This window comes from Streptomyces sp. NPDC055025, from assembly GCF_053608565.1.
Genome location: NZ_JBSGVS010000003.1, coordinates 124,676 through 144,302, shown reverse-complemented (window position 1 = coordinate 144,302; position 19,627 = coordinate 124,676). Strand labels below are relative to the sequence as shown.

Genomic DNA, 19,627 nt, shown 5'->3' with positions numbered 1-19,627 from the left:
TTCTTCACAAGGAATTCGATCCTCTTGGGTGCCGTCGCGGTTCGATCGCGTCGGCGGAGGCCCCCGGCAGGCCTTCGGCTCCTTATACCGGGCGGTTCCGGACGCGTTACGGGCGCATGAACCAGACGGGTGGTTCGGGCGGTGGCGAGGGCGGAGGGCCAGCTCACAAGGGGTGGGCAACGACCGGCCCAACCCCCTGGTTCCCTGCGGGGATCGTGATTTCGATCATGTGGGCCGCGCAGTGTAGCACCATAGGGGGTAGACCTTGTGAAGGGGCTCACGAGCACCCCCTCCGAGGGGGGTGGATACTCGATGGCATGAGCACCACGGAGCGTCCCAGGATCCTCGTTGTAGGCGGTGGGTACGTAGGCCTGTACGCAGCTCGTCGCATTCTGAAGAAGATGCGCTACGGGGAGGCGACCGTCACGGTCGTCGACCCGCGCTCGTACATGACGTACCAGCCCTTCCTCCCCGAAGCCGCCGCCGGCAGCATTTCGCCTCGGCATGTCGTCGTACCGCTGCGACGCGTGCTGCCCAAGGCTGAGGTGCTCACCGGCCGAGTCACCACCATCGATCAGGACCGCAAGGTCGCCACGGTCGCGCCGCTCGTCGGCGAGGCCTACGAGCTGCCCTTCGACTATCTGATCGTGGCCCTCGGCGCGGTCTCCCGTACCTTCCCGATCCCCGGCCTCGCCGAGCAGGGCATCGGTATGAAGGGCATCGAGGAGGCCATCGGCCTGCGCAACCATGTGCTCGAACAGCTCGACAAGGCCGACTCGACCACCGACGAGGCCGTCCGCCGCAAGGCACTGACCTTCGTCTTCGTGGGCGGCGGCTTCGCCGGTGCGGAGACCATCGGTGAGGTCGAGGACCTGGCGCGCGACGCGGCCAAGTACTACACGAGCGTCAAGCGCGAGGACATGCGCTTCGTCCTCGTCGATGTCGCCGACAAGATCCTTCCCGAGGTCGGCCCGAAGCTGGGCGCCTGGGGCAAGGAGCACCTGGAGAGCCGCGGCGTCGAGGTCTACCTCAAGACCGGTATGGACTCCTGCGTCGACGGACACGTGGTGCTGAACAACGGCCTCGAGGTCGACTCCAACACCATCGTCTGGACGGCCGGCGTCAAGCCGAACCCGGCCCTCGCCCGCTACGGCCTGCCGCTGGGTCCCCGGGGGCATGTGGACACCGGCGAGAAGCTCCAGGTGCGGGGCACCGACTACATCTGGGCCGCCGGCGACAACGCCCAGGTCCCGGACATGGCCGCCCGCCGGGCCGGTGTCGAGAACGCCTGGTGCCCGCCGAACGCCCAGCACGCGCTGCGCCAGGCACGGCTGCTCGGTGACAACGTCATCTCCGGTATGCGGGGCTTCCCGCAGAAGGAGTACAGCCACGCCAACAAGGGTGCCGTCGCCGGTCTGGGACTGCACAAGGGCGTCGCGATGATCGTCATGGGCAAGGTGAAGATCAGGCTCAGGGGCCGGCTCGCCTGGTACATGCACCGCAGCTACCACGGTCTGGCCATGCCGACCTGGAACCGCAAGATCCGTGTCTTCGCCGACTGGACCCTGGCGATGTTCCTCAAGCGCGAGGTCGTCTCCCTCGGCGCGATGGAGACACCGCGCGAGGAGTTCTACGAGGCCGCCAAGCCCAACCCGCCGGCCGTGGCCGCCGTCGCGCAGACGCCGGAGAGGGCCAAGGCCTCCTGACCCGGGGAGGCGGGCACCGACGGCCGCGGGACAGCGGGCCACCGGTGCGACGCGACGGACACAACTGGCAGGACCGACAGACGAGAAGGGCCGCTCGCCATCCGTGGTGCGAGCGGCCCTTCTCGTGCCCTCGCGTGCCCCCTCGCGCCCGTCACACTCGCCTCTCGCGCCCGCCCCTCGTGCCTGCCCGTCACGCCCGCCGATCGCCCTGACGGCCTATGCTCCGGCCGCCGCCGTACGGCCGCCCCCGACCCGCCCACGGACGGCGACCGGGGAGGAAAGGCGCACACCGTCAGGAAAGTGTGTGGCGGGTGCAGGCATTTTGCCGGTCCATTGCGAGCCACAGGGACTGCAACCCCACCCGTCCGGTGTTTACGTGGTGTTGAGCATCCGTATCCGCCACCACGGAGGTGTGCGCCATGGCCGACGCCGCGCTGCGGCTGACCACTCTTGCCGAGGAGATGCTGGGAGTCCCGCTCCCGGTCCGTATCCGTGCCTGGGACGGGAGCGAATCGGGTCCCCCCGGCGCCCCGACCCTGATCATCCGTAACCGGCGCGCCCTGCGCCGACTCCTGTGGAAACCGGGCGAGATGGGTCTCGCGCGGGCCTGGGTGGCCGGCGAGATCGATGTGGACGGCGATCTGTACGCGGTCCTCGACCGGCTCGCCGGATTCATCTGGGAGCGCGGCGCCGACGCCAAGGACCCGGTCCATCCCGTGCGCGACCCCCGTATGCGGGCCGCCGCCGCCGCGTTCCTGCGGATCGCGGGACCCTGGCCGCCGCCCGCCCCGCCCGCCGAGGAGGTACGACGGCGGTACGGCACGCTGCACACCAAGCGCCGGGACAAGGAGGCGATCAGCCACCACTACGACGTGGGCAACGACTTCTACGGGCTGGTGCTCGGCCCGTCCATGGTCTACTCCTGCGCGTACTGGGAGGGCGACGCCGGATTCAGCCTCGAAGACGCACAGCGCGACAAGCTCGATCTGATCTGCCGCAAGCTCGCGCTCAAGGAGGGCGAGCGGCTTCTCGACGTCGGCTGCGGCTGGGGCTCGATGGCCATCCACGCCGCCCGTGAGTACGGCGCCCGGGTCACCGGGGTCACCCTCTCCAGGGAACAGGCCACGTACGCGCGCAAGCGCATCGCGGAGGAGGGGCTCGCCGACCGCGTCGAGATCCGGGTCCAGGACTACCGGGACGTCAGGGACGGTCCGTACGACGCGATCTCCTCCATCGGGATGGCCGAACACGTCGGGTCCGTGCGCTACCGCGAGTACGCCGACGATCTCTACGCCCTGCTCAAGCCGGGCGGACGGCTGCTCAACCACCAGATCGCCCGGCGCCCCGAGCGCGACGAGAACCAGTACCGCATCGACCCGTTCATCGACGCGTACGTCTTCCCCGACGGCGAACTGGCCCCGCTCGGCCGGACCGTCGCCACGCTGGAGGAGGCGGGCTTCGAGGCCCGTGACGTGGAGTCGATCCGGGAGCACTACGCGCTGACCCTGCGCCACTGGGTGGCGAACCTGGAGAAGCACTGGGACGAGGCGGTACGGGCCACCTCCCCGGGCCGCGCCCGGGTCTGGCGGCTGTACATGGCGGCGTCCGCGGTCTCCTTCGAGCGCAACAGGATCGGTGTCAACCAGATCCTGGCCGTGAGGACCCCGGAGACCGGGGCCTCCGGGATGCCGTGGCGCGCCCGCGCCTGGGGCGTCTGACGGAGCCGTGAGGGCCTGACGAGCCGGAAGGGCCGGACCTCCGTCGTGTCGGGAGATCCGGCCCTTCTCCGTATGCGCGCGGTGTGCGCGAGGTACGCGAGGTACGCGCCACGCGGGACGTACGGCTATTCGGTCTTGATCGCCGTCAGCATGTTCAGCTTCGCGGCGCTGCGGGCCGGCCAGAGCGCGGCCAGCACCCCCACCAGTCCGGCCAGCGCCAGGAAGATCCCGATCCGGTCCCACGGGACGACCAGGGCGTAACCCGGGATCGAGGACTTGATCGTCTCGCCGATCGCCCAGGCCAGGAAGGTCCCGAGCCCCACCCCGATCACCGCGCCGAAGACCGAGATCACCACGGCCTCCAGCCGGATCATCAGCTTGACCTTGCGGCGGTCCAGACCGATCGCCCGCAGCATGCCGATCTCCTGCTGCCGCTCGAAGACCGACATCGCCAGGGTGTTGACGACTCCGAGGACCGCGATGATCAGAGCCATCGCCAGCAGTCCGTACATGATGTTCAGCGCGGTGTTGATGAAGCCGCCGAAGGTGTTCCTGATGTCCTGCCGGTCCTTGAAGTCGATGCCCGGGTTGTCACCCAGCGCGTCGACCAGCGCCTGCTCATGGGCGGCGCTCGCACCGCCGTCCATCTTCACCCAGACCTCGGGGATGTACGGCTTGGACTCGTGCGGGGTGACCAGGTCCCTGGAGATCAGCAGCGGCGAGAGGAACTCGTTCGCCGTGTAGACCGCGCCGACCTTCAGCCGGGCGGACTCGCCGTCGGGGTAGGTCACCTCGACGGTGTCACCGGGCTTCCAGCCGTTGGACTCCGCCGTCTTGTCGGCGACCGCGATCCCGCCCTGGCCCAGTGTGTCCAGCGAACCGGAGACACCGCCGAGGCTGAAGACCTTCTCGATGTCCCCGGGGGTGACCGCGGAGGCGGAGCGCAACTCGCCCTTGATCTTCAGGGAGGTGGCCTGCTGCGGGGAGAGGGCGCTCACCCCGGGCACCTTCTCCAGCGCGGTCAGGGCCGACTCGTCCAGCGGACCGCCGCTCGCCATGGTGACCATGTAGTCGGCCCTGATGTTGTCCGTGGTCATCCGGTCCACGGCCTGGCCTATCGTCACACCGATCACCGTGAGGCCGGTGACGAGGGTGAGCCCGATGGCCAGCGCGGAGGCGGTGGCTCCGGTACGGCGCGGATTGCGGACGGCGTTCTGTCCCGCCAGCTTGCCCGCGACCCCGAACACCCGCTGGAGGGCGGGCCGTACGAGCGCGATGACCGGCCGCGAGAGCAGCGGGATCAGCACGATGACACCGATCATCGTCAGGAACGCGCCCACGCCGATCAGCAGCCGGCCGTCGTCGGCGCCGGCGGCGGCGCCCGCGACGATCACCGCGGCGCCGGTCAGGGCCATCACCGCGCCGATGGAGTTGCGTACGACCAGCGACCTGGTGGTGGCCACCGCGTGCACACTGCTCATCGCCGCCACCGGCGGGATCTTCGCGGCCCTGCGGGCGGGCAGCCAGGCGGCGATCACGGTGATCAGCACACCGACACCGAAGGCGGCGCCGACCGCGGTCGGTGAGACCACCAGCGGTCCGGCGGGCATCCGCGCGCCGAACGCGCCCATCGCGGAGCGCAGTCCGGTCGCGAGACCGAGGCCGAGCACGAAGCCGACCACCGAGGCGATGGCGCCGACGACCGCGGCCTCGGCCAGCACCGAGCGCTTCACCTGGCGGCGCGAGGCGCCCACGGCGCGCATCAGCGCCAGTTCCCTGGTGCGCTGGGCGACCAGCATGGTGAAGGTGTTCGAGATCAGGAACACCCCGACGAACAGGGCGATGGCGGCGAAGGCCAGCAGCATCTGGTTGAGCGCGGAGACGCTCGACTCGATGTCCGAGGCCTGCCGGTCGGCGAGCTGCTTGCCGGTCTGCGCCTCGGCGTTGTCCCCGATCAGCCCCTTGACGGCGGTCAGGATCGTACGGTCCGAGGCGCCGGGCGCCGCGGTGACGGTGACGTCCATGAAGTAGCCGGGCTCCAGATAGAGCTTCTGGGCGACGGCGGTGTCGAAGAGGACCAGGCTGCCGCCCGCGTTGACCGCGCCGTCCTCGGTGGTGAAGACACCGGAGAGGGTGTACTCCTTCACCGGTCCGTTGGTGGCGACGCGCACCTGGTCGCCGACTTGGTAACCGCCCTTGGCGGCCGAGGACTTGTCGAGCGCGATCCGGTCGTCGCCCGTGGGGCCCGAGCCGTCGGTGAAGGTGTAGGCGGCGTCCTCGCCGTTCGCGCCCGGCGCGAAGTTGGCACCGGTGTTGGACCAGCCGTTGCCGATGAGCTTGCCGTCCGCGTCGGCGATCCCGGCGAAGCCGCTGACCCGGCCGGTGACGGAGGCGACACCGTCGACGGCCCCGATCCTCTCGACGGTCCCCCGGCTGATGCCAGGGGTTTTCCCGCCTTCCTTCCTCGCGCCGTTGTCACGGTTGTCGTGGGAGGTGACGGCGACGGCGACGTCCTTGTAGCTCTTGGCCGACTGGTTGCGGAAGGCGTTGCCGATGGTGTCGGTGAAGACCAGGGTGCCGGAGACGAAGGCCACGCCGAGCATGACGGCGAGCACGGTCATCAGCAGCCTGGCCTTGTGCGCGAGCACGGTGCGCAGGGCGGTACGGAACATGGTGGGAGTCCTGGTGGAATGGGATGGGCCTGGCGGCGGGATGCGCGGGCGGGATGCACGCGGTGGGCACGGGAAGCGCGGTCGGCGCGGGTGCGGTCGGTCCGGTTACGGAGTGACCCGGTGCGGAGAGCGGCGTACGGATGGCCGCCGGGACCGGTCCATGGGTCGGCGGGCCGGAGGAGCCGGCGGGAGGGCCGGCGGAGGGAGTGTCAGCCCGGGGTCTGCCCGGTGTGCGCTCCGTATCCGCTGAGGTCCGCTGGGACCTGCTGCGGTGAGGACCTGCTGTGGTGGTGAGGACCTGCTGTGGAGGTGAGTCCGGTGCGGTCTGCTGGGTGCTGTCCGACGTCGGCTCGATGTCTGCTCGACGTCCGCTTGACGTCCGCTCGACATCTGCTCGATGTCCGCGGGGGATCGGCCTGACGTGAGCCCGGCGCGACCCCGGTCGGAGCCCGGTCCGAGTCCGGCGTCAGCTCGTACGGCCCTTGGCGTCGAAGGCCTTCATCCGGTCGAGTACACCGTCGGCGGTGGGGTGCAGCATCTCGTCGACGATCTGGCCGTCGGCGAGGAAGATGACGCGGTCCGCGTAGGAGGCGGCCACCGGGTCGTGCGTCACCATGACGACCGTCTGCCCCAACTCCCTCACGGAGTTGCGCAGAAAGCCCAGCACCTCGGCGCCGGAGCGCGAGTCCAGGTTCCCGGTGGGCTCGTCGCCGAAGATGATCTCGGGCTGGGAGGCCAGCGCGCGGGCGACGGCCACCCGCTGCTGCTGACCGCCGGAGAGCTGGGTGGGCCGGTGGCCGAGCCGGTCGGCCAGACCGATCATCGCGATCACCTGGTCCAGCCATTGCTGGTCGGGCTTGCGGCCCGCGATGTCCATGGGGAGCGTGATGTTCTCCAGGGCCGTCAGGGTGGGCAGCAGATTGAACGCCTGGAAGATGAAGCCGATCTTGTCCCGGCGCAACTGTGTGAGCTGCTTGTCCTTGAGTGTGGAGAGTTCGGTCTCCCCTATTCTCACGGACCCGCCGCTGAAGGTGTCGAGGCCGGCGACACAGTGCATCAGGGTGGACTTGCCGGAGCCGGAAGGCCCCATGATCGCGGTGAACTCGCCCTGGCGGAAGTCCACGGTGACCCGGTCGAGGGCGACCACCTGGGTCTCGCCCATTCCATAGACCTTCGACAGTTCGGAGGCGCGCGCGGCCACCGCGGTGGCGCGGTGGGCGATCTGGGTGGTGGTCACGGGAGGAACTCCTGTCGGACGCTTCGGTGGGAACGACTCCATCCTTCCGTGCCGCCCCGGCGCGGGTCGTCCGTCCCGATGCCCGTTCGCGGGGCCCTCTTGGGTCTGACCGCCGGGCGCCGCCCTCCTCCTCCGGTATGACACCGCCCCCGAGGGACGTCCACCCGGGGCGGAGAGGCCGCGCGTTGTGCCGAATGAGTGACCGGGCGGCGACTTTTCGTCATTCCTGTACGCCTGGGTACGAGATGACCACCCGCGCCCGGCATGTGCGGATGGCTCGGTACGTGCCCTGACGCACCCTCAGACGTCAATAAAATAAGACAACATCGGGTTGCCGCTCGGCTGTTCGAGTGGTGTGTCCCGATAGGCTCATGTGCCAACGCGGCGTCGCGCGTGCCCGGATGGTGGAATGCAGACACGGCGAGCTTAAACCTCGCTGCCCCTCGGGGGCGTACCGGTTCAAGTCCGGTTCCGGGCACATCACACCGCACGTGCGCTGACCAGCAGAAACGGCGGGATCATGCCGTGATCATCTGCCCGTCTGGGAACACGACGGGAACACGCGCCCCTATGGTCCTCTCATGGCATCCATACATCCGCGGGAAAACGCTGACGGTGAGGTCACCAGCTACCAGGTGAAATGGCGGCTCGGCGGCGGCCGGGGCGCGCCCTGGCAGACCGAGAAGTTCGACGACGAGGACTCCGCCGGGGTCTTCAAGGACGCGGTCGACGACGCGGGGCAGCACTGGCCCCCCGGCTGGGTGAAGGGGCGGGGGTACATCGACCCGACGGCCGGCGACGACGCGGCGTACGTCTTCGAGGCGTACGCGCGCGAGTGCATCAAGAACAAGACCGGCGTCGAGGAACGCTACCGGCGCGACTGCGTGCGGGAGCTGGAGACCTATCTCCTGCCGACCTTCGGCAACTGCGACGTACGCAGCACCGAACACTTCAGCAAGGCGACCATCTCGGCTTGGGTCAACCTGATGGCCAAGACCAAGGTCTACCGCGGGTCGAAGCACAAGGTCATGAGCCCCAAGACCCTGAAGAACCTCGTCGCCCTGCTCTCGTCCATCCTGAACGACGCGGTCACGGCCGAGCCGCCGCTCCGCGACCGGAACCCGTGCCGCCTCGTGAACCTGCCGCGCACCGACGACGACGGCGTGGAGGACGACGAGAGCGAGGACATGGAGTTCATGACCCCGGACGAGGTCGCCGGGATCGTGGAATGCCTGCCCCGCCCCGAGGACAGGGTGTTCGTCCGGATCGCGTACGGGACCGGCATGCGATGGGGGGAGATCACCGCGCTCGCCAAGCGGCACGCGCGCACCCCGTCCGCCGGCGAGTACGAGCTGCGCGTGACCCGGGCCTGGAAGACCCGGCCGGTAGACGAGACCGGGGAGCTGCCCACCCAGTACCTGGGCATCCCGAAGTCCCGCGCATCGCGGCGCACCGTCGAGATCAGCGCCGGCCTCTGGCGGGAATTGCAGGACTACGGCCTGGGCGGGATGGCGGACGGGGCGCTGATCTTCCACAACGGCCGGGGTGAGCGACTGGTCTACAGCACGTTCTATGACCGGTGGCGTGCGGCCGTCGCCCTCGCCAAGGAGCTCGGCCACCTGCCCGAGTGGAAACTCCCGACCTTCCACGACCTCCGCCACAGCCACGTCGCGGCCCTGCTGTCCGACCGGCACAGCCTGACGTACGTGCAGCGCAGACTCGGCCACTCGTCGATCAAAACGACGTCGGACAAGTACGGCCACCTCCTCAAGGAAGCCAGCGTCGGCGCGCTGTCGACCCTCGACCGCGCGCTGGGCATCGGACCCACGACCGACCAGCACGGGGACCAGGACGAGGAGCACGCGGCCCGTACGCCCCTCAGGGACCCGGGACGGGCCTTGTACGTGGCGCACGTCGGCGGCTCCAAGCTTCTGGGCTTCTGGCATCCCGAGCACGCCGAGGAGACCGCGGAGCGGTGGGCCCGCGACCGCGGCGGGGCCGTGCGCGTCGAGAAGTGGTCGACGGACTGGTGGATCAGGTCGACCGGCGGCCGGATGGGCGAGGACAACGGCCTCAAGGCCATTCGCAGTGAGCTGCCACACCGGGCCTACATCTGGTCGATGGGGCCGGCCGTCTACGGAGCCGACGGTACGGAACGCATCGTCGCCCTGGACGCACACGAGCCGCGCGGCCGGTGGGTGTGGGACTGGGAAGACGACTACACCGAGGAGCCCGCGCACTCGGCGACACAGTGGCGGCCGGGGCCGGAGGCCGAGACCGAGGCGCGCGCCTGGGGGTCACACGGGGACGCGGTCAGGTCCGCGTTCGCCAGGGCCAGGGGGGACGCGTTGCGGACGTGCGGCCTCCATCCGGACCGGACAAATACGCCGGGCCGGGAAGCAGTCTCCTGACACCAGCGCCGGCTGGGGTACGAGTCGATCATGAGTAGGTCGGACAGCGGCCCCAGCTTCGGCGCGTGGTGAGCTCTACCGGGGTGCCTCCTTCTTGTCCGCCCCGGGCTGGGCGAGTACGCCCTCAATGCGGGCCATAGCGATCTCCTCACGTAGGTCATCGACCTGCGCGCGGAGATCGCCGATCTGCCTCCTCAGCGACTGGTGCAGCACCAGCGCGGCAGCCGCGCAGGCCGCGGCCGCGGTAATCGTTCTGATGAGCATTGGTGGATCCCCCCACTGCGTGGTAAGTGCGGAACCCGGCGGCCGACGCCGCCGGGTCCCTGGTAGTGCGGAGGCATTAGCCCCAACCGAGATCGCCCTGGACGGCGTCCTGTACGTCTGCGGGCTCGGTTCCCCAACCGAGATCCCCGGGGACGGTGATAGGCGGCGGAGGTTCCTCCGCCGCTGCGACCGGCGCGAGCGTGATGGCGGCGGCGAGCGCCAGCATCACTGCCCCTATCGATCTCCGCATGCTGTTCCTCTCAGTCTGATTCGAACGCGTATCCGCGTGACTGAGAGCAGCGTTACATGTGTGATTGGTGAGGTCCAGGCTTTCGGGAGGCCAGATCCAGCCCGTGCAAGAATCGGTATGAAGATGAGCCGTGAACGACTGGGAGGTCTGCGTGGCCGATGAACTGCCCCTGGCGCAGGAGGAGATCGAGGCGTATCGCTCGATCGCCGCAGGTGAGGCACCCGCGGACGGGCCGCTTGACAGGCTGCTGTCGCTGGGACTCATCACGCCTCACCCGCACAAACCCGAAGAGTACTTTGCGATCGATCCGCGTGCGGCGGCACACCAGCTGATGATCGATGCGCAGGCCGACCTCGCCCGCACGGTGGAGCGGATGGGACACGTCGGCGCGATTGAGAGTCTCGGCCGGTTCTACGATCCGTTCCGGTTCTACGGCGGTCCGGGATCCGAGCTGCTGGACCGTGAGGCCATGAACGTGCGCATCAGCGCGGTGTCGCGCGCAGCGAAAGGCGAGATCCTCACGGCGCAGCCGGGAGAGCCGGCGGATCGCGATCCGGAGATACATCGCGAAGGGGTCGCCCGGGTATGTGAGGCACTCGGACGCCGCGTCATGGTCCGCACCCTCTACAGCTCGGTGGCCCGGAGTCACGAGCCGACGCGTCGGTATGTAGAGGAGATCTCGGCGGCGGGGGCGGAGGTCCGCTTTCACAGCGGTGAGTTCCCGCGGATGATGGTCATTGATGGCGCACATGCTTTCGTGGACGATTTTGTTGTAGGGCGCGAGCGGGACAGTGGATGGCACGTGGGTGACCCGGGGGCAGTCATGTGGGCCAGGAACATCTACCTGACTCACTGGGGCCAGGGCATCCACTGGGCCGACTTCTACCGGTCGCCTGCCAGCATCCTGACGGGACGCCAGGAGGCCATCCTCAAGCAACTGGCGGCAGGACTCTCCCAGCCCCAGGTAAGCACGCGGTTGGGACACGCCGAGCGCACCATCGGCAAGGAACTCGCCGCGGTGCGCTCGGCCATCGGCGCCACGACCCTCAACGAGGTCATGTACTGGTGGGGGAAGGTCTCTCGTCCTGACTGAGCGCCGAGGCCACCTCCGTCGGCGTAGCGGGCCTCGTGCTGGACGTTGGCGCAGTCCACTCCAGACCGCCCGCTACCGGGCGCATTTCCACGACGCCGTCACGTTCGAGGCCCAGGTACCCAACCGCGCCCGTGCTGGTATCGACGGCCACTCGCTGGCTCCATCGGGTACGCCAGTCTGAATCATCGGTCATTCGAGCCTCCAGGCCGTTGGCGGTCGTGCTGACCGTCGTTCAGATGGTTTCTGCTGCGCACCCGCCTTGGAGCACAGTAAGCGTCCGTTATCAAGATGGCGACAACTTAGGTACTGACGTGTGATCGCTGGGCTAACAGCGTTTATCGGATGCCTCGCCGCCGCACTCCGCGACCCGCATGGGTCGTCGCCCGACAACGAGCCCTCGGCCATCGGATCGCGGTGCTGCGCGGCGCGCTTGGGCTCAGCCAGGACCAGCTTGCTGACCGCGCCGGGCTGGAGCGCCGCTCCATCCAGCGCTACGAGGGCGCCATTACGGATCCCCAGTTCTCCGACCTTGTGCTGATCGCGGCGGGGCTGGGCATCCCGATCGAGGACCTCGTACGGGAAGAGCCCCGGCCGGGTGCTGGGGACATGGACCGGCCGGGGCGGTAGGGCGGACGGGTCAGGAGATGGGTCGGCCCTGCCTGGCGGTATACGGGGTAAGAGTCGCGGTGTCGACCACGACCACGTACGGGTCGCCGTACGGTCGTCGTCCCCACCCGCGGCGCCGCGCAGGCTCGGCGGGCTTCAGCGCCATGTACCGGATGATCGCGTCGGCGTATCGCGGATCGGTCCACTCGCGCATGTCAGCCTCGTCTCGTTGTGCCCGTTCCCCCAACGACGGTAGAGCCGCCGGGGGAACGGGCGCCAGGGCGCGTACCGGGGTGTGTCAGTTCGGCCCAGTGTTGGAGCAGTCGCCCGAGCACGTGCCCTCGGGCGGCGGCGGGGAGTGCTCGCAGTCCGCCGCGACGGGGATGCTGGTGTCACTCGGGCCGACCCACATCGCGGGCACGGGCTCGTACCCGGCGGCCTCGATCGCGGCCTGGGTGCGCGCCAGGGCGTCCGGGTCGTGGCGGCCGGTGTCGGGAGCCTCGGGCACGTGATGCACGAAGACACCCAGCGACGTGGCGAGCCGGGCCTTGATGCGGGTGTGGAGGATGAGCGCGTGCCAGCCCTCATCGACCACACGGGACGGCTTCAGCCGGGCGGTGGGGTTGAAGGCGCAGGCCGCCTCGAACTTCAGCGCTTCCGCGGTGATCGCTTCGGCGACGGCGGTGGACATCCCGAGGTTGTTCTGCTGGACCGTCGCGGCGACGGCCGTGAACTCGCCGGGACTCAGCAGGGCTCGGGCGTCGCGTGTGGCGGGCGCCTGAGTGGTGATACTCATAGGTGCCTCCTGTTCTCGGATGGGTGGTGACCCGCCCCGGTCGGGGTTTCCTGGCTGGGATATGTCCGGCCGGGGCGGGGGTTCGTTGGTGCGACCCTGACTCGATGGTCGTCACGGGGTGGCGCTGATCAGGTGCCAGTGGTGTTGTCCGCCTGCGGCGGGTTCGGGTTGTTGTCCCAGTCGCGAGCCGCCTCCGTCGTGTGTTGGTTGACGTATCGGTCGACCAGCGCCCCCTGGTTGCGGTGAGCCTTCTTGGTGTCCTTGACGTCGCGCTTGACGACGTCTTTTGCCTTCTTGACGGTGTCGCGCTTCTTGGTCACTCTGCGGGAGCCCTCCTGTGTTCGGGTGGGTGGTGGAACCCGCCCCGGCCGGGGTTGCCTGGCCGGGTGCGTCCGGCCGGGGCGGGGGTCAGTGGGGGTGGTGCAGACCGGGCCTGACGTACGGTCGGGCCGGGCTGGTCTGTGCCTCGGTGTGTCGGGCCAGCAGTGCCTGTTCGCAGGCGCGGCAGACGAAGATCGGGGTTTCGCCGGTGATCGCACCGGGTCCGCCGGGACTGGTGATCACTCCGGCGCGGATGGTCTGGAGCCCGGTGCGATCGCAGCGGAAGCAGTCCCCCATCACAGAGGCGCCAGTGCCGAGGCTGAGGCTGAATCCGATGTTCATAGCGCCGCCTCGCGGTCACCGCACATCGAGGTAACGCCGCCTCACGGTCTGGCCGGCGGCACACAGCTCGCTGCCGGAGCAGCGCTCGCAGTTGACCACGTGGGTCAGGTACTGGCGGTAGCGGCGGAGGAGTCGGCCCGCACCGCCCAGGACGAGGCGGAGCGCGTCCGCGCTCACGGCGCGCTCGTGCCGTCGAGTCGAGTCTGTCCGTCGGCCAGCAGCTCGGCCACGGCCTCCGGGTCGCACAGGCCGGCCGTGTTGGCGAGGGGGACGGCCCAGTACACGCCCGGACCGGACGGGTCGGTGCGGTCTGTCGACGGGATGCCCAGCCAGCTCCCCCGGCCGCGGATCTCGGCGAGGGGAGAGGTCCACGTGGTGCCGCGCGGTACGAGCGCGTAGTACCACGCTACCGGGTCGGCGATCACCAGGCCGCCAAGACGGGCAGCCAGGACACGGGCCACAGCCTCCGGCTCGGCGCTCTCCACCGCAGCGTGTACCAGCGTGGCCGGCATGCGTACGGCGTCATACCGGACGCCCGTGCGGAGGATGGCCGGGCGCCCATTCTCCCAGTCGGACCGGGCGATTGACGGGACTTCGGACGAGGACTCCAGCCATCGGGCGATGGCATTTTCGTTACGGGCGGTGGGCGTCATGGTTCGGCTCCATGTACGGGGTGTGTGCTGACCGGTACATCGTGCCGACATGCCAAGGCTCCGATTTCCCCAAGGTGGGGACACCGGAGCCTTGACATTCAGTATCTAGACGGCTACACGCCGCTCCATAGTGCGAACTCCCGCAGCCGATCACTCGGGCGCTGCCGCGCACGCAGCAACGTGCCCACCGTCTCGTGCACCTCCGGGTGGTACCGCGTCAACTGCGGCGCCTTCTCACGCGCCGTCTCCAGCGACTCAAGTGCGGCGTCATGATGCGCCGTCCACGCCTCCGCGCTCGCCTTCCGAATCAGGAAACCCGCAACGCGTGTCGGCTGATAGGTCTCCGGCAGCCGCACCCCGGACGCCACGCGCAGTGCCTCTTCGTGATCATCCTGGTACATCGCCACATCAAGGCGGCCCAGTGCCACGTTCAACTCACCGAAAGCGAGGGCGTACCGCGTGCCGGGTGGGGTCGCCGCCGCGTCCGCCGCCGCTCCGGCCGCCGCAAGTTCAGTTGCCTGCCCGAGCCACTCGCCGGCGGCGGTGTGGTCTTTCTGTACGGCGGACAGGGCCGAGGCGCGCAGGAGCAGGGTGCCCCGCACGGCCATGGTTGAGGGGTCCCCGTCGTCGTCCAAGTCGCGCAGGGCCTGCCGCATCAGAGCCACGCCCCGGTCGGGGCGCGAGGTTTCGGCGTGGGTGATGACGGCGCGCTCGTACCGTTCGACGGCGACCTGGCGGGGATCTCCGGACTGGGGCGCTGCTACAGCCATACGGGCGAGGGCGAGCCGGGCGAGGTCCATGTAGCCGAGCCTGTAGGCGACGATCGCCGTGGTGCGTGCGACCTCCGCCTGTACGTCGTGTGCTCGCTCGCGGTCCCGGCCGGCCGCTGTGTAGGTCTGCACGGCGGTAGCTGTATCGGTGATGAGTCCCGGGAGAGCATCCGCTACTGCGCCGAACTCGCCCTGGGCTCGCTGCGCCGAGATGGCCCGTGTGTCCGCTGCGATGTCATCCAGTGAGCGCAGAGGCAGGTCATCCTCCGGCGGGATGTCCCACGCGTCCAGGGCGCTGCTGATCGGCGCGAGCAGCCGGTCGAGCTGGTCCTTCTGGAGCATGTGAATGTAGGGCTGGCCGTGCAGGACGGAGAGCGTGACGTCCAGAGCGCGAGCGACGGCCGCGAGGATCGACGGGCTGGCCGGCTGATCGCCAGTCTCGACCCTGGACAACTGGCTGGTGGATACGTGGGCGCGGCGGCCCAGTTCGGCGAGAGAGAAATCTCGGATGGCGCGGAACTCGCGGATACGGGCGCCAATGTGATTGTCGGTGGTCTCGGGCATAATGACTCCCATTGCGTGCTGACACTCGCAATGTACCTCCGGTCGGCTCCGGCGGTACGGCCGAACGGCCCCCACTTCACTGTGGGGGCCGTCGTGCTGTACGGACACGTCTCAGCGCATGACGAAAGCGCCCCCTGTCCAGCCGTGTGGGCCGGACAGGGGGCGCGGGCGGTCAGGCGCCCGGAGTTCGGGATCGAGCCTTCTCCTGTCGGCACTCCGGGCACCGACACCCGTGCCGCCGGTACGCGGTGAGAGTGCCGTGATCCAGCCCCGGATCCCGCCCTTCCATCAGCGCGGCGTCCAGATCCGTGGCCCAGCTCTCCTCGAACGCTCTCCAGCCGAAAACGCGTTGCGGCGTCACGTTCAGGTCCTTACACACCACTCTCAGCGGAGACCCGCTCCGAAGCTCCTCCACGAGGGAGGCCCGCACGTCGGCGGGGAACGCCGCCTCCGCGAGCTGCCGCTTGCGCTCGTGGTCGTAGGGCGCTCGTACGACGCGGCAGCGTGCGCAGCGCGCGCCGTTGACCGTCACTGTGGTGCCGCAGTTGGGGCAGCGGCGTGGCGCTGCCCTGCCCTTGAGGCGAGCACATCTCCGGCAGGAGCGCCGTGTCCGCCACCGGCCGCAGCTCTCGCAACGGGTTGTCATGGATCCGTGATACCACCCCCGCCCGCGCGGGGACAAAATGAGCGGACGGACAGCGGGCCGCGAGCCCGGTACCGTATGACCAGAAAGTCTTCTCCTCGCAAGCGCGGGGGTGGCCCCCTGCAAGGGCCCAGCCGGACGCTGCCTGGTCCCCGCATCGGCGGGGATGACGAAGAGCCCCTGCTCTCCTCCGGGAGAGCAGGGGCTCTCCCGGAGGAGAGCGGGGCGCGGTGTCACTGGTCGATGAGGTGCTGGTCGCCCGGATCCGGCTCGGGGACGGGGAGGCCGGCCTGTCTGATGGTGGTCTGGAGGATCCGGATGTACCGGCCGAGCGCGGCGAGCCGGTCGCGGGTGCCTGCCTGCTCGCCCTCCAGATGGGAGATTTTCTGCTCCTGGGCGGTCAGCTTCTGCGACTGCCGCGACACCACCGTGGCGATCCCGGCCAGCGTCGTCAGGTCCGCGCCCACCAGCTCGGCCGGTGACTCCTCGGACATCTGGACCTCCTGCCGGCGGCCCCGGCCGACCCACGCCGTGATCACTCCCCCCGCCGTGGTGATGACGAGCGCGAGCACCGCGTACCAGCTACTCGGACTATCCATGCGTCACCACCGGTATCAGGCGCCGAGGACGGGTCACCCGGGCGATGATCGCGATCAGGATCGCATGCGACCCCCAGGGCGCGACGGCCCCCCACGCGGTCGGGCTCGCACCGAGCGCGCCGCCCATCGCGTAGGCGACACTCCACAGCAGCGCGGGCGCCATCGCCGCGGCGAGCCCCACGCCGTCCCGGCCGGCGGGCACGACGCTGTAGGCGAGACAGACGAGCCCACAGCCGATCCAGCCCCAGCCCCACGCCTGCATCGGCATCAGATCCAGCAGCACCGAGATCCCCCTCACCGTCCCGTACCGGGGCTGAACCGTCAGACTCGCCCCGTAGCTGACCCAGGCGATCCCGGAGATGAGCAGGGCCAGGCCGCGCCAGCCCAGCCGCATCCACATCCGGGCTGGCGCGGCCCTCATCAGGCGCCCGAGTGCTGCTTGTTGGGGACGACGTAGGTGATGCCGAGCGCGCCGAGGACAGCGAGGGCGACGGTGACGCCCTCCCCTGTGGTGAGGACGCCGTCCTGGACGGCGGTGGCGACGGCGGCGGACCCGGCGGCGAAGGCGGCTGCGACGGCCTTGGCGACGCTGGAGACTCTCATGATGGTCCTTTCATCGAACTGGCAGATTATGACGGGGAGTCACTGAATCGGGCGGAACTCCACCCCAGTCGGTGACCGTGAGTGCAGTCAGGCGTCGAGCTTCCGCCGGATCGCGGCGGTGTCCGCGCTGATGCGGCGGACGCGGGTGACGAGGTCGTTGAAGACGGCCCGCCCCGACCATGTGCTGCGGGGGCCGGTGGGCTCGTAGTCGGCGGCATCCTTCGGCGCGGTGAAGACATCCTTGGACAGGATCCGGTCCACGACCTTGTCGGCGATCTGGTCCATCTGCTCTTCGGTCACGATGTCCTCCCTGGTGGTGAATGCGGGCCAACTCAGCGGGTCCGCGTGGTCGTTTTCCGGGACGTCGGCGTGCGCGTACCAGCCCGGCCGGGCAGCCCAGTTGGCCGCGTTGCGGTTCGACTTGGCCGTGGGCGCCCCGTTCGGCCAGGCGTCCGGCACACCCCAGGAGCGGACCCAGGCGTTCAGCTCGGCCCACCCCTTGCACGGGGTGTCGGCCAGCCGGGCGTAGGCCTTGCCGCCTACGACGCAGTACGGGAAGAAGAGCGCCTCGACCTGGATGACGACGCTGCCCGCGCGGTTGGTCCTGGTGCCGCCCGCCTTGTCGGCCAACGACTTGGAGCGGGACGTCGCCGGGAGGAACTGGGTGACGCGCCCGGTGAACGGGTCCCACAGCACGTGCGGTGCGACCGCGCGCCCCGCCGAGTTCTTCCCGAAGTAGTCCCGCAGCCGCTCATACGGAACGAGAGCCTTCGGCTTCGCGGCCGTCGCGTTCTCGTCCCAGGTGATGTGGCCGATGGCCTTGGCGGGGCCGCCGTCGGTCGGCGCGTGGTCGCCTATGTCGAGCCGGGTGGCGCCCGGCATCCAAAGATCAGGCACGGTACCTCCAGGGCATGCGAAAGCCCCGGCCGGGAGCGGCTCGGGGCTCGGGGTGGGTGGGTGTCAGGTGGTGGGGCGTGCCCAGGTGCCGGGGCCGGTGCCCTCCGGGCGCAGCAGCGCGAGGAAGCTGAGCGTGCCCTCGCTGTCGAGGAACACTTGCAGTGTGATGAGGCCGCCGCCTGAGGTTTCGGTGACGGTCCCGGGCCGCTCCGTGCCCTCGGCCAGGTCATCGAGTGGGATCTCGGGGTCGCGTTGGGTGGCGATCAGGTCCAGGTCTGCCGCGCTGAGCGTGTAGAGGACCGTGGCCCCGATCTCGGGGAGAGGGACGGTCGGCTCGGCCGGCTCGTCAGGCACGGGGATGGGGATGATGGGCGGTGGGATGAAGGGCACGGGGTCTCCTTATGTGAGGTTGCCGAGGGGGAATTTGCCGTCCAGCCACACCTGGGTGCCGGACGCGACGCTGTAGCCGGAGATGCTCGCGCCGACAGCGATGGCGCCGGCCTCGGTGACCTGCGCCCACCCGGTCACCGGCACGCTGGAGCCGGAGGAGAAGTACGCGCGCAGTAGCGCCCGCTTGTTGGTGGGCGGCCGGTAGCCGACGGGGAGAGTGGCAATGGTGGTGCCGGTGCCGGAGGACACCGCGGCGCCGATTACCCACACCTCGTCCTCGGCGGTGCGGCGGAACTGGAGTCCCCTGAAGGTCGAGTTGCCTCCGAGGTTGCCCCCCGTGGCCCAGGTGGCGGCGAAGGACGGGTTCTGCCAGGTCGCGCCGGTTTTCGTGACGGCGCCGCCGACGTCCAGGTCCTGCGCCGTGACCTGTCCGGCGAACGTCGCGGCCCCCGCCGTGTTCACGGTGGCGATGGTCGAGCCGTTGTGGGTGAGGGTGAATACGGTCCCGGTGTGTCCGGCGGCCGTCGCGACGGTGAGTCCGGGGGAAGCGCTGGCCAGTGGCGCTACACGCATGCGGACGCGGTCGAAGACGGCCGATCCGGAACCGATCTGGAGGATCTCGTGCGCGCCGGCCGCGGTGTCGATGGTGCCGAACTGGACGGCGCCGGCGCCGAGGTAGAGCCAGCCGCCGAGCTGCCGGTTGACGTCGGAGTCCTGGAATCGGGCGGTGACGAAGTTGTCCCCCGCGCTCGCCGCGCCGCCGAAGGTGACCCACCGCCAGTCAGGGGCGATGTCATCCGGGATGAGCCCGGACGACAGGTTGTAGCCGGGCCTGCCCGTTTCCCCGGTCGTGTTGAGGGCGGCCATCTCGGCGCCCTCCGGGTCCCGGAAGTAGATGATCGGCAGCTCGCTGCTGGGGTCGAGGATGAGCTCCCAGCCGGACGCGCCGATGAACCGTGTGGACCCGGTGGTGACGGTGGTGTGGGCGGCGCGGCGGGCGGCGCGAAGCTCACGGACCTCGCGTTCCAGCGCGGCCACGCGGCGGGCCATGTCGGTGGGGCCGACGGGAAGGTGGTCTCCGGCCGTGGGCAT

General features: G+C 69.7%; 21 protein-coding genes and 1 tRNA gene. 6 read left to right on the top strand and 16 right to left on the bottom strand.

Going from position 1 to position 19,627, the window contains the following annotated elements; genetic code table 11:
• Positions 1 to 317 precede the first annotated feature (317 nt).
• Together ACWGDX_RS03220 and ACWGDX_RS03215 are read left to right on the top strand one after the other, a co-directional pair.
• Positions 318 to 1,706, top strand: a complete 1,389-nt coding sequence (locus ACWGDX_RS03220) for an NAD(P)/FAD-dependent oxidoreductase (protein ID WP_453621691.1) — start codon at positions 318 to 320, stop codon at positions 1,704 to 1,706.
• 419 nt (positions 1,707 to 2,125) lie between these two features.
• Positions 2,126 to 3,424: a class I SAM-dependent methyltransferase gene (locus ACWGDX_RS03215; RefSeq protein ID WP_453621689.1), complete on the top strand. Its 1,299-nt coding sequence runs from the start codon at positions 2,126 to 2,128 to the stop codon at positions 3,422 to 3,424.
• A gap of 125 nt (positions 3,425 to 3,549) precedes the next feature.
• Here the strand turns inward: ACWGDX_RS03215 and ACWGDX_RS03210 are convergent, their stop codons facing one another.
• Positions 3,550 to 6,096 carry an ABC transporter permease gene (locus ACWGDX_RS03210; RefSeq protein ID WP_453621687.1) on the bottom strand — a complete coding sequence of 849 codons (2,547 nt, stop codon included), beginning with the start codon at positions 6,094 to 6,096 and terminating at the stop codon, positions 3,550 to 3,552.
• Positions 6,097 to 6,562: 466 nt separating this feature from the next.
• A complete protein-coding gene (locus ACWGDX_RS03205) occupies positions 6,563 to 7,375 on the bottom strand; it encodes an ABC transporter ATP-binding protein (RefSeq protein WP_453621685.1) in 813 nt (270 codons plus the stop codon).
• A gap of 353 nt (positions 7,376 to 7,728) precedes the next feature.
• On the opposite strand from ACWGDX_RS03205, the gene ACWGDX_RS03200 reads away from it, so the two are divergent.
• A tRNA-Leu gene (locus ACWGDX_RS03200) sits at positions 7,729 to 7,811 on the top strand.
• 103 nt (positions 7,812 to 7,914) lie between these two features.
• On the top strand, positions 7,915 to 9,744 hold the full coding sequence (locus ACWGDX_RS03195) for a tyrosine-type recombinase/integrase (RefSeq protein WP_453621683.1): 1,830 nt from the start codon (positions 7,915 to 7,917) through the stop codon (positions 9,742 to 9,744).
• Positions 9,745 to 9,819: 75 nt separating this feature from the next.
• Here the strand turns inward: ACWGDX_RS03195 and ACWGDX_RS03190 are convergent, their stop codons facing one another.
• Positions 9,820 to 10,008, bottom strand: a complete 189-nt coding sequence (locus tag ACWGDX_RS03190; RefSeq protein ID WP_453621681.1) for a hypothetical protein — start codon at positions 10,006 to 10,008, stop codon at positions 9,820 to 9,822.
• Between the two features lie 76 nt (positions 10,009 to 10,084).
• A complete protein-coding gene (locus ACWGDX_RS03185) occupies positions 10,085 to 10,258 on the bottom strand; it encodes a hypothetical protein (RefSeq protein ID WP_453621679.1) in 174 nt (57 codons plus the stop codon).
• Between the two features lie 130 nt (positions 10,259 to 10,388).
• Between ACWGDX_RS03185 and ACWGDX_RS03180 the strand changes: the two genes are divergently transcribed.
• Both ACWGDX_RS03180 and ACWGDX_RS03175 read left to right on the top strand, forming a co-directional pair.
• On the top strand, positions 10,389 to 11,351 hold the full coding sequence (locus tag ACWGDX_RS03180) for a hypothetical protein (protein ID WP_453621677.1): 963 nt from the start codon (positions 10,389 to 10,391) through the stop codon (positions 11,349 to 11,351).
• Positions 11,352 to 11,693: 342 nt separating this feature from the next.
• A complete protein-coding gene (locus ACWGDX_RS03175; protein ID WP_453621675.1) occupies positions 11,694 to 11,978 on the top strand; it encodes a helix-turn-helix transcriptional regulator in 285 nt (94 codons plus the stop codon).
• Between the two features lie 277 nt (positions 11,979 to 12,255).
• Here ACWGDX_RS03175 and ACWGDX_RS03170 read toward each other — a convergent pair whose 3' ends face one another.
• From ACWGDX_RS03170 to ACWGDX_RS03115, 12 genes are all read right to left on the bottom strand, one after another.
• The gene (locus ACWGDX_RS03170) at positions 12,256 to 12,753 is read right to left on the bottom strand and encodes a hypothetical protein (RefSeq protein ID WP_453621673.1); all 498 of its coding nucleotides are present in this window, start codon (positions 12,751 to 12,753) and stop codon (positions 12,256 to 12,258) included.
• A 128-nt stretch (positions 12,754 to 12,881) separates the two neighbouring features.
• On the bottom strand, positions 12,882 to 13,073 hold the full coding sequence (locus ACWGDX_RS03165; protein ID WP_453621671.1) for a hypothetical protein: 192 nt from the start codon (positions 13,071 to 13,073) through the stop codon (positions 12,882 to 12,884).
• Positions 13,074 to 13,161: 88 nt separating this feature from the next.
• Positions 13,162 to 13,416 carry a hypothetical protein gene (locus tag ACWGDX_RS03160; RefSeq protein ID WP_453621669.1) on the bottom strand — a complete coding sequence of 85 codons (255 nt, stop codon included), beginning with the start codon at positions 13,414 to 13,416 and terminating at the stop codon, positions 13,162 to 13,164.
• A gap of 15 nt (positions 13,417 to 13,431) precedes the next feature.
• Positions 13,432 to 13,593, bottom strand: coding sequence for a hypothetical protein (locus ACWGDX_RS03155; RefSeq protein WP_453621667.1), 162 nt, complete (start codon positions 13,591 to 13,593; stop codon positions 13,432 to 13,434).
• A complete protein-coding gene (locus ACWGDX_RS03150; protein ID WP_453621665.1) occupies positions 13,590 to 13,928 on the bottom strand; it encodes a hypothetical protein in 339 nt (112 codons plus the stop codon). The genes ACWGDX_RS03155 and ACWGDX_RS03150 overlap by 4 nt, the downstream gene beginning before the upstream one ends.
• 254 nt (positions 13,929 to 14,182) lie before the next feature.
• Positions 14,183 to 15,403: a helix-turn-helix domain-containing protein gene (locus ACWGDX_RS03145; protein ID WP_453621663.1), complete on the bottom strand. Its 1,221-nt coding sequence runs from the start codon at positions 15,401 to 15,403 to the stop codon at positions 14,183 to 14,185.
• Between the two features lie 876 nt (positions 15,404 to 16,279).
• Positions 16,280 to 16,645 carry a hypothetical protein gene (locus ACWGDX_RS03140; protein WP_453621661.1) on the bottom strand — a complete coding sequence of 122 codons (366 nt, stop codon included), beginning with the start codon at positions 16,643 to 16,645 and terminating at the stop codon, positions 16,280 to 16,282.
• Complete coding sequence (locus ACWGDX_RS03135; protein WP_453621659.1) at positions 16,638 to 17,066, bottom strand: hypothetical protein; 429 nt, start codon at positions 17,064 to 17,066, stop codon at positions 16,638 to 16,640. Before ACWGDX_RS03135 ends, ACWGDX_RS03140 begins: the two co-directional genes overlap by 8 nt.
• Positions 17,066 to 17,248, bottom strand: coding sequence for a hypothetical protein (locus ACWGDX_RS03130; protein ID WP_453621657.1), 183 nt, complete (start codon positions 17,246 to 17,248; stop codon positions 17,066 to 17,068). Before ACWGDX_RS03130 ends, ACWGDX_RS03135 begins: the two co-directional genes overlap by 1 nt.
• Before the next feature lie 87 nt (positions 17,249 to 17,335).
• Positions 17,336 to 18,145 carry a hypothetical protein gene (locus ACWGDX_RS03125; RefSeq protein WP_453621655.1) on the bottom strand — a complete coding sequence of 270 codons (810 nt, stop codon included), beginning with the start codon at positions 18,143 to 18,145 and terminating at the stop codon, positions 17,336 to 17,338.
• Positions 18,146 to 18,208: 63 nt separating this feature from the next.
• Positions 18,209 to 18,535 carry a hypothetical protein gene (locus ACWGDX_RS03120; protein WP_453621653.1) on the bottom strand — a complete coding sequence of 109 codons (327 nt, stop codon included), beginning with the start codon at positions 18,533 to 18,535 and terminating at the stop codon, positions 18,209 to 18,211.
• A 9-nt stretch (positions 18,536 to 18,544) separates the two neighbouring features.
• Positions 18,545 to 19,627 carry a hypothetical protein gene (locus ACWGDX_RS03115; protein WP_453621651.1) on the bottom strand — a complete coding sequence of 361 codons (1,083 nt, stop codon included), beginning with the start codon at positions 19,625 to 19,627 and terminating at the stop codon, positions 18,545 to 18,547.

Excerpts from the sequence above, each read along its gene's own strand:
- ACWGDX_RS03220 (WP_453621691.1), top strand. The coding sequence starts at position 318 with ATGAGCACCACGGAGCGTCCCAGGATCCTCGTTGTAGGCGGTGGGTAC.
- ACWGDX_RS03215 (WP_453621689.1), top strand. The coding sequence starts at position 2,126 with ATGGCCGACGCCGCGCTGCGGCTGACCACTCTTGCCGAGGAGATGCTG.
- ACWGDX_RS03210 (WP_453621687.1), bottom strand. The coding sequence starts at position 6,096 with ATGTTCCGTACCGCCCTGCGCACCGTGCTCGCGCACAAGGCCAGGCTG.
- ACWGDX_RS03205 (WP_453621685.1), bottom strand. The coding sequence starts at position 7,375 with ATGGAGTCGTTCCCACCGAAGCGTCCGACAGGAGTTCCTCCCGTGACC.
- ACWGDX_RS03195 (WP_453621683.1), top strand. The coding sequence starts at position 7,915 with ATGGCATCCATACATCCGCGGGAAAACGCTGACGGTGAGGTCACCAGC.
- ACWGDX_RS03190 (WP_453621681.1), bottom strand. The coding sequence starts at position 10,008 with ATGCTCATCAGAACGATTACCGCGGCCGCGGCCTGCGCGGCTGCCGCG.
- ACWGDX_RS03185 (WP_453621679.1), bottom strand. The coding sequence starts at position 10,258 with ATGCGGAGATCGATAGGGGCAGTGATGCTGGCGCTCGCCGCCGCCATC.
- ACWGDX_RS03175 (WP_453621675.1), top strand. The coding sequence starts at position 11,694 with ATGCCTCGCCGCCGCACTCCGCGACCCGCATGGGTCGTCGCCCGACAA.
- ACWGDX_RS03170 (WP_453621673.1), bottom strand. The coding sequence starts at position 12,753 with ATGAGTATCACCACTCAGGCGCCCGCCACACGCGACGCCCGAGCCCTG.
- ACWGDX_RS03160 (WP_453621669.1), bottom strand. The coding sequence starts at position 13,416 with ATGAACATCGGATTCAGCCTCAGCCTCGGCACTGGCGCCTCTGTGATG.
- ACWGDX_RS03150 (WP_453621665.1), bottom strand. The coding sequence starts at position 13,928 with ATGCCGGCCACGCTGGTACACGCTGCGGTGGAGAGCGCCGAGCCGGAG.
- ACWGDX_RS03145 (WP_453621663.1), bottom strand. The coding sequence starts at position 15,403 with ATGCCCGAGACCACCGACAATCACATTGGCGCCCGTATCCGCGAGTTC.
- ACWGDX_RS03140 (WP_453621661.1), bottom strand. The coding sequence starts at position 16,645 with ATGGATAGTCCGAGTAGCTGGTACGCGGTGCTCGCGCTCGTCATCACC.
- ACWGDX_RS03135 (WP_453621659.1), bottom strand. The coding sequence starts at position 17,066 with ATGAGGGCCGCGCCAGCCCGGATGTGGATGCGGCTGGGCTGGCGCGGC.
- ACWGDX_RS03130 (WP_453621657.1), bottom strand. The coding sequence starts at position 17,248 with ATGAGAGTCTCCAGCGTCGCCAAGGCCGTCGCAGCCGCCTTCGCCGCC.
- ACWGDX_RS03115 (WP_453621651.1), bottom strand. The coding sequence starts at position 19,627 with ATGCCCACGGCCGGAGACCACCTTCCCGTCGGCCCCACCGACATGGCC.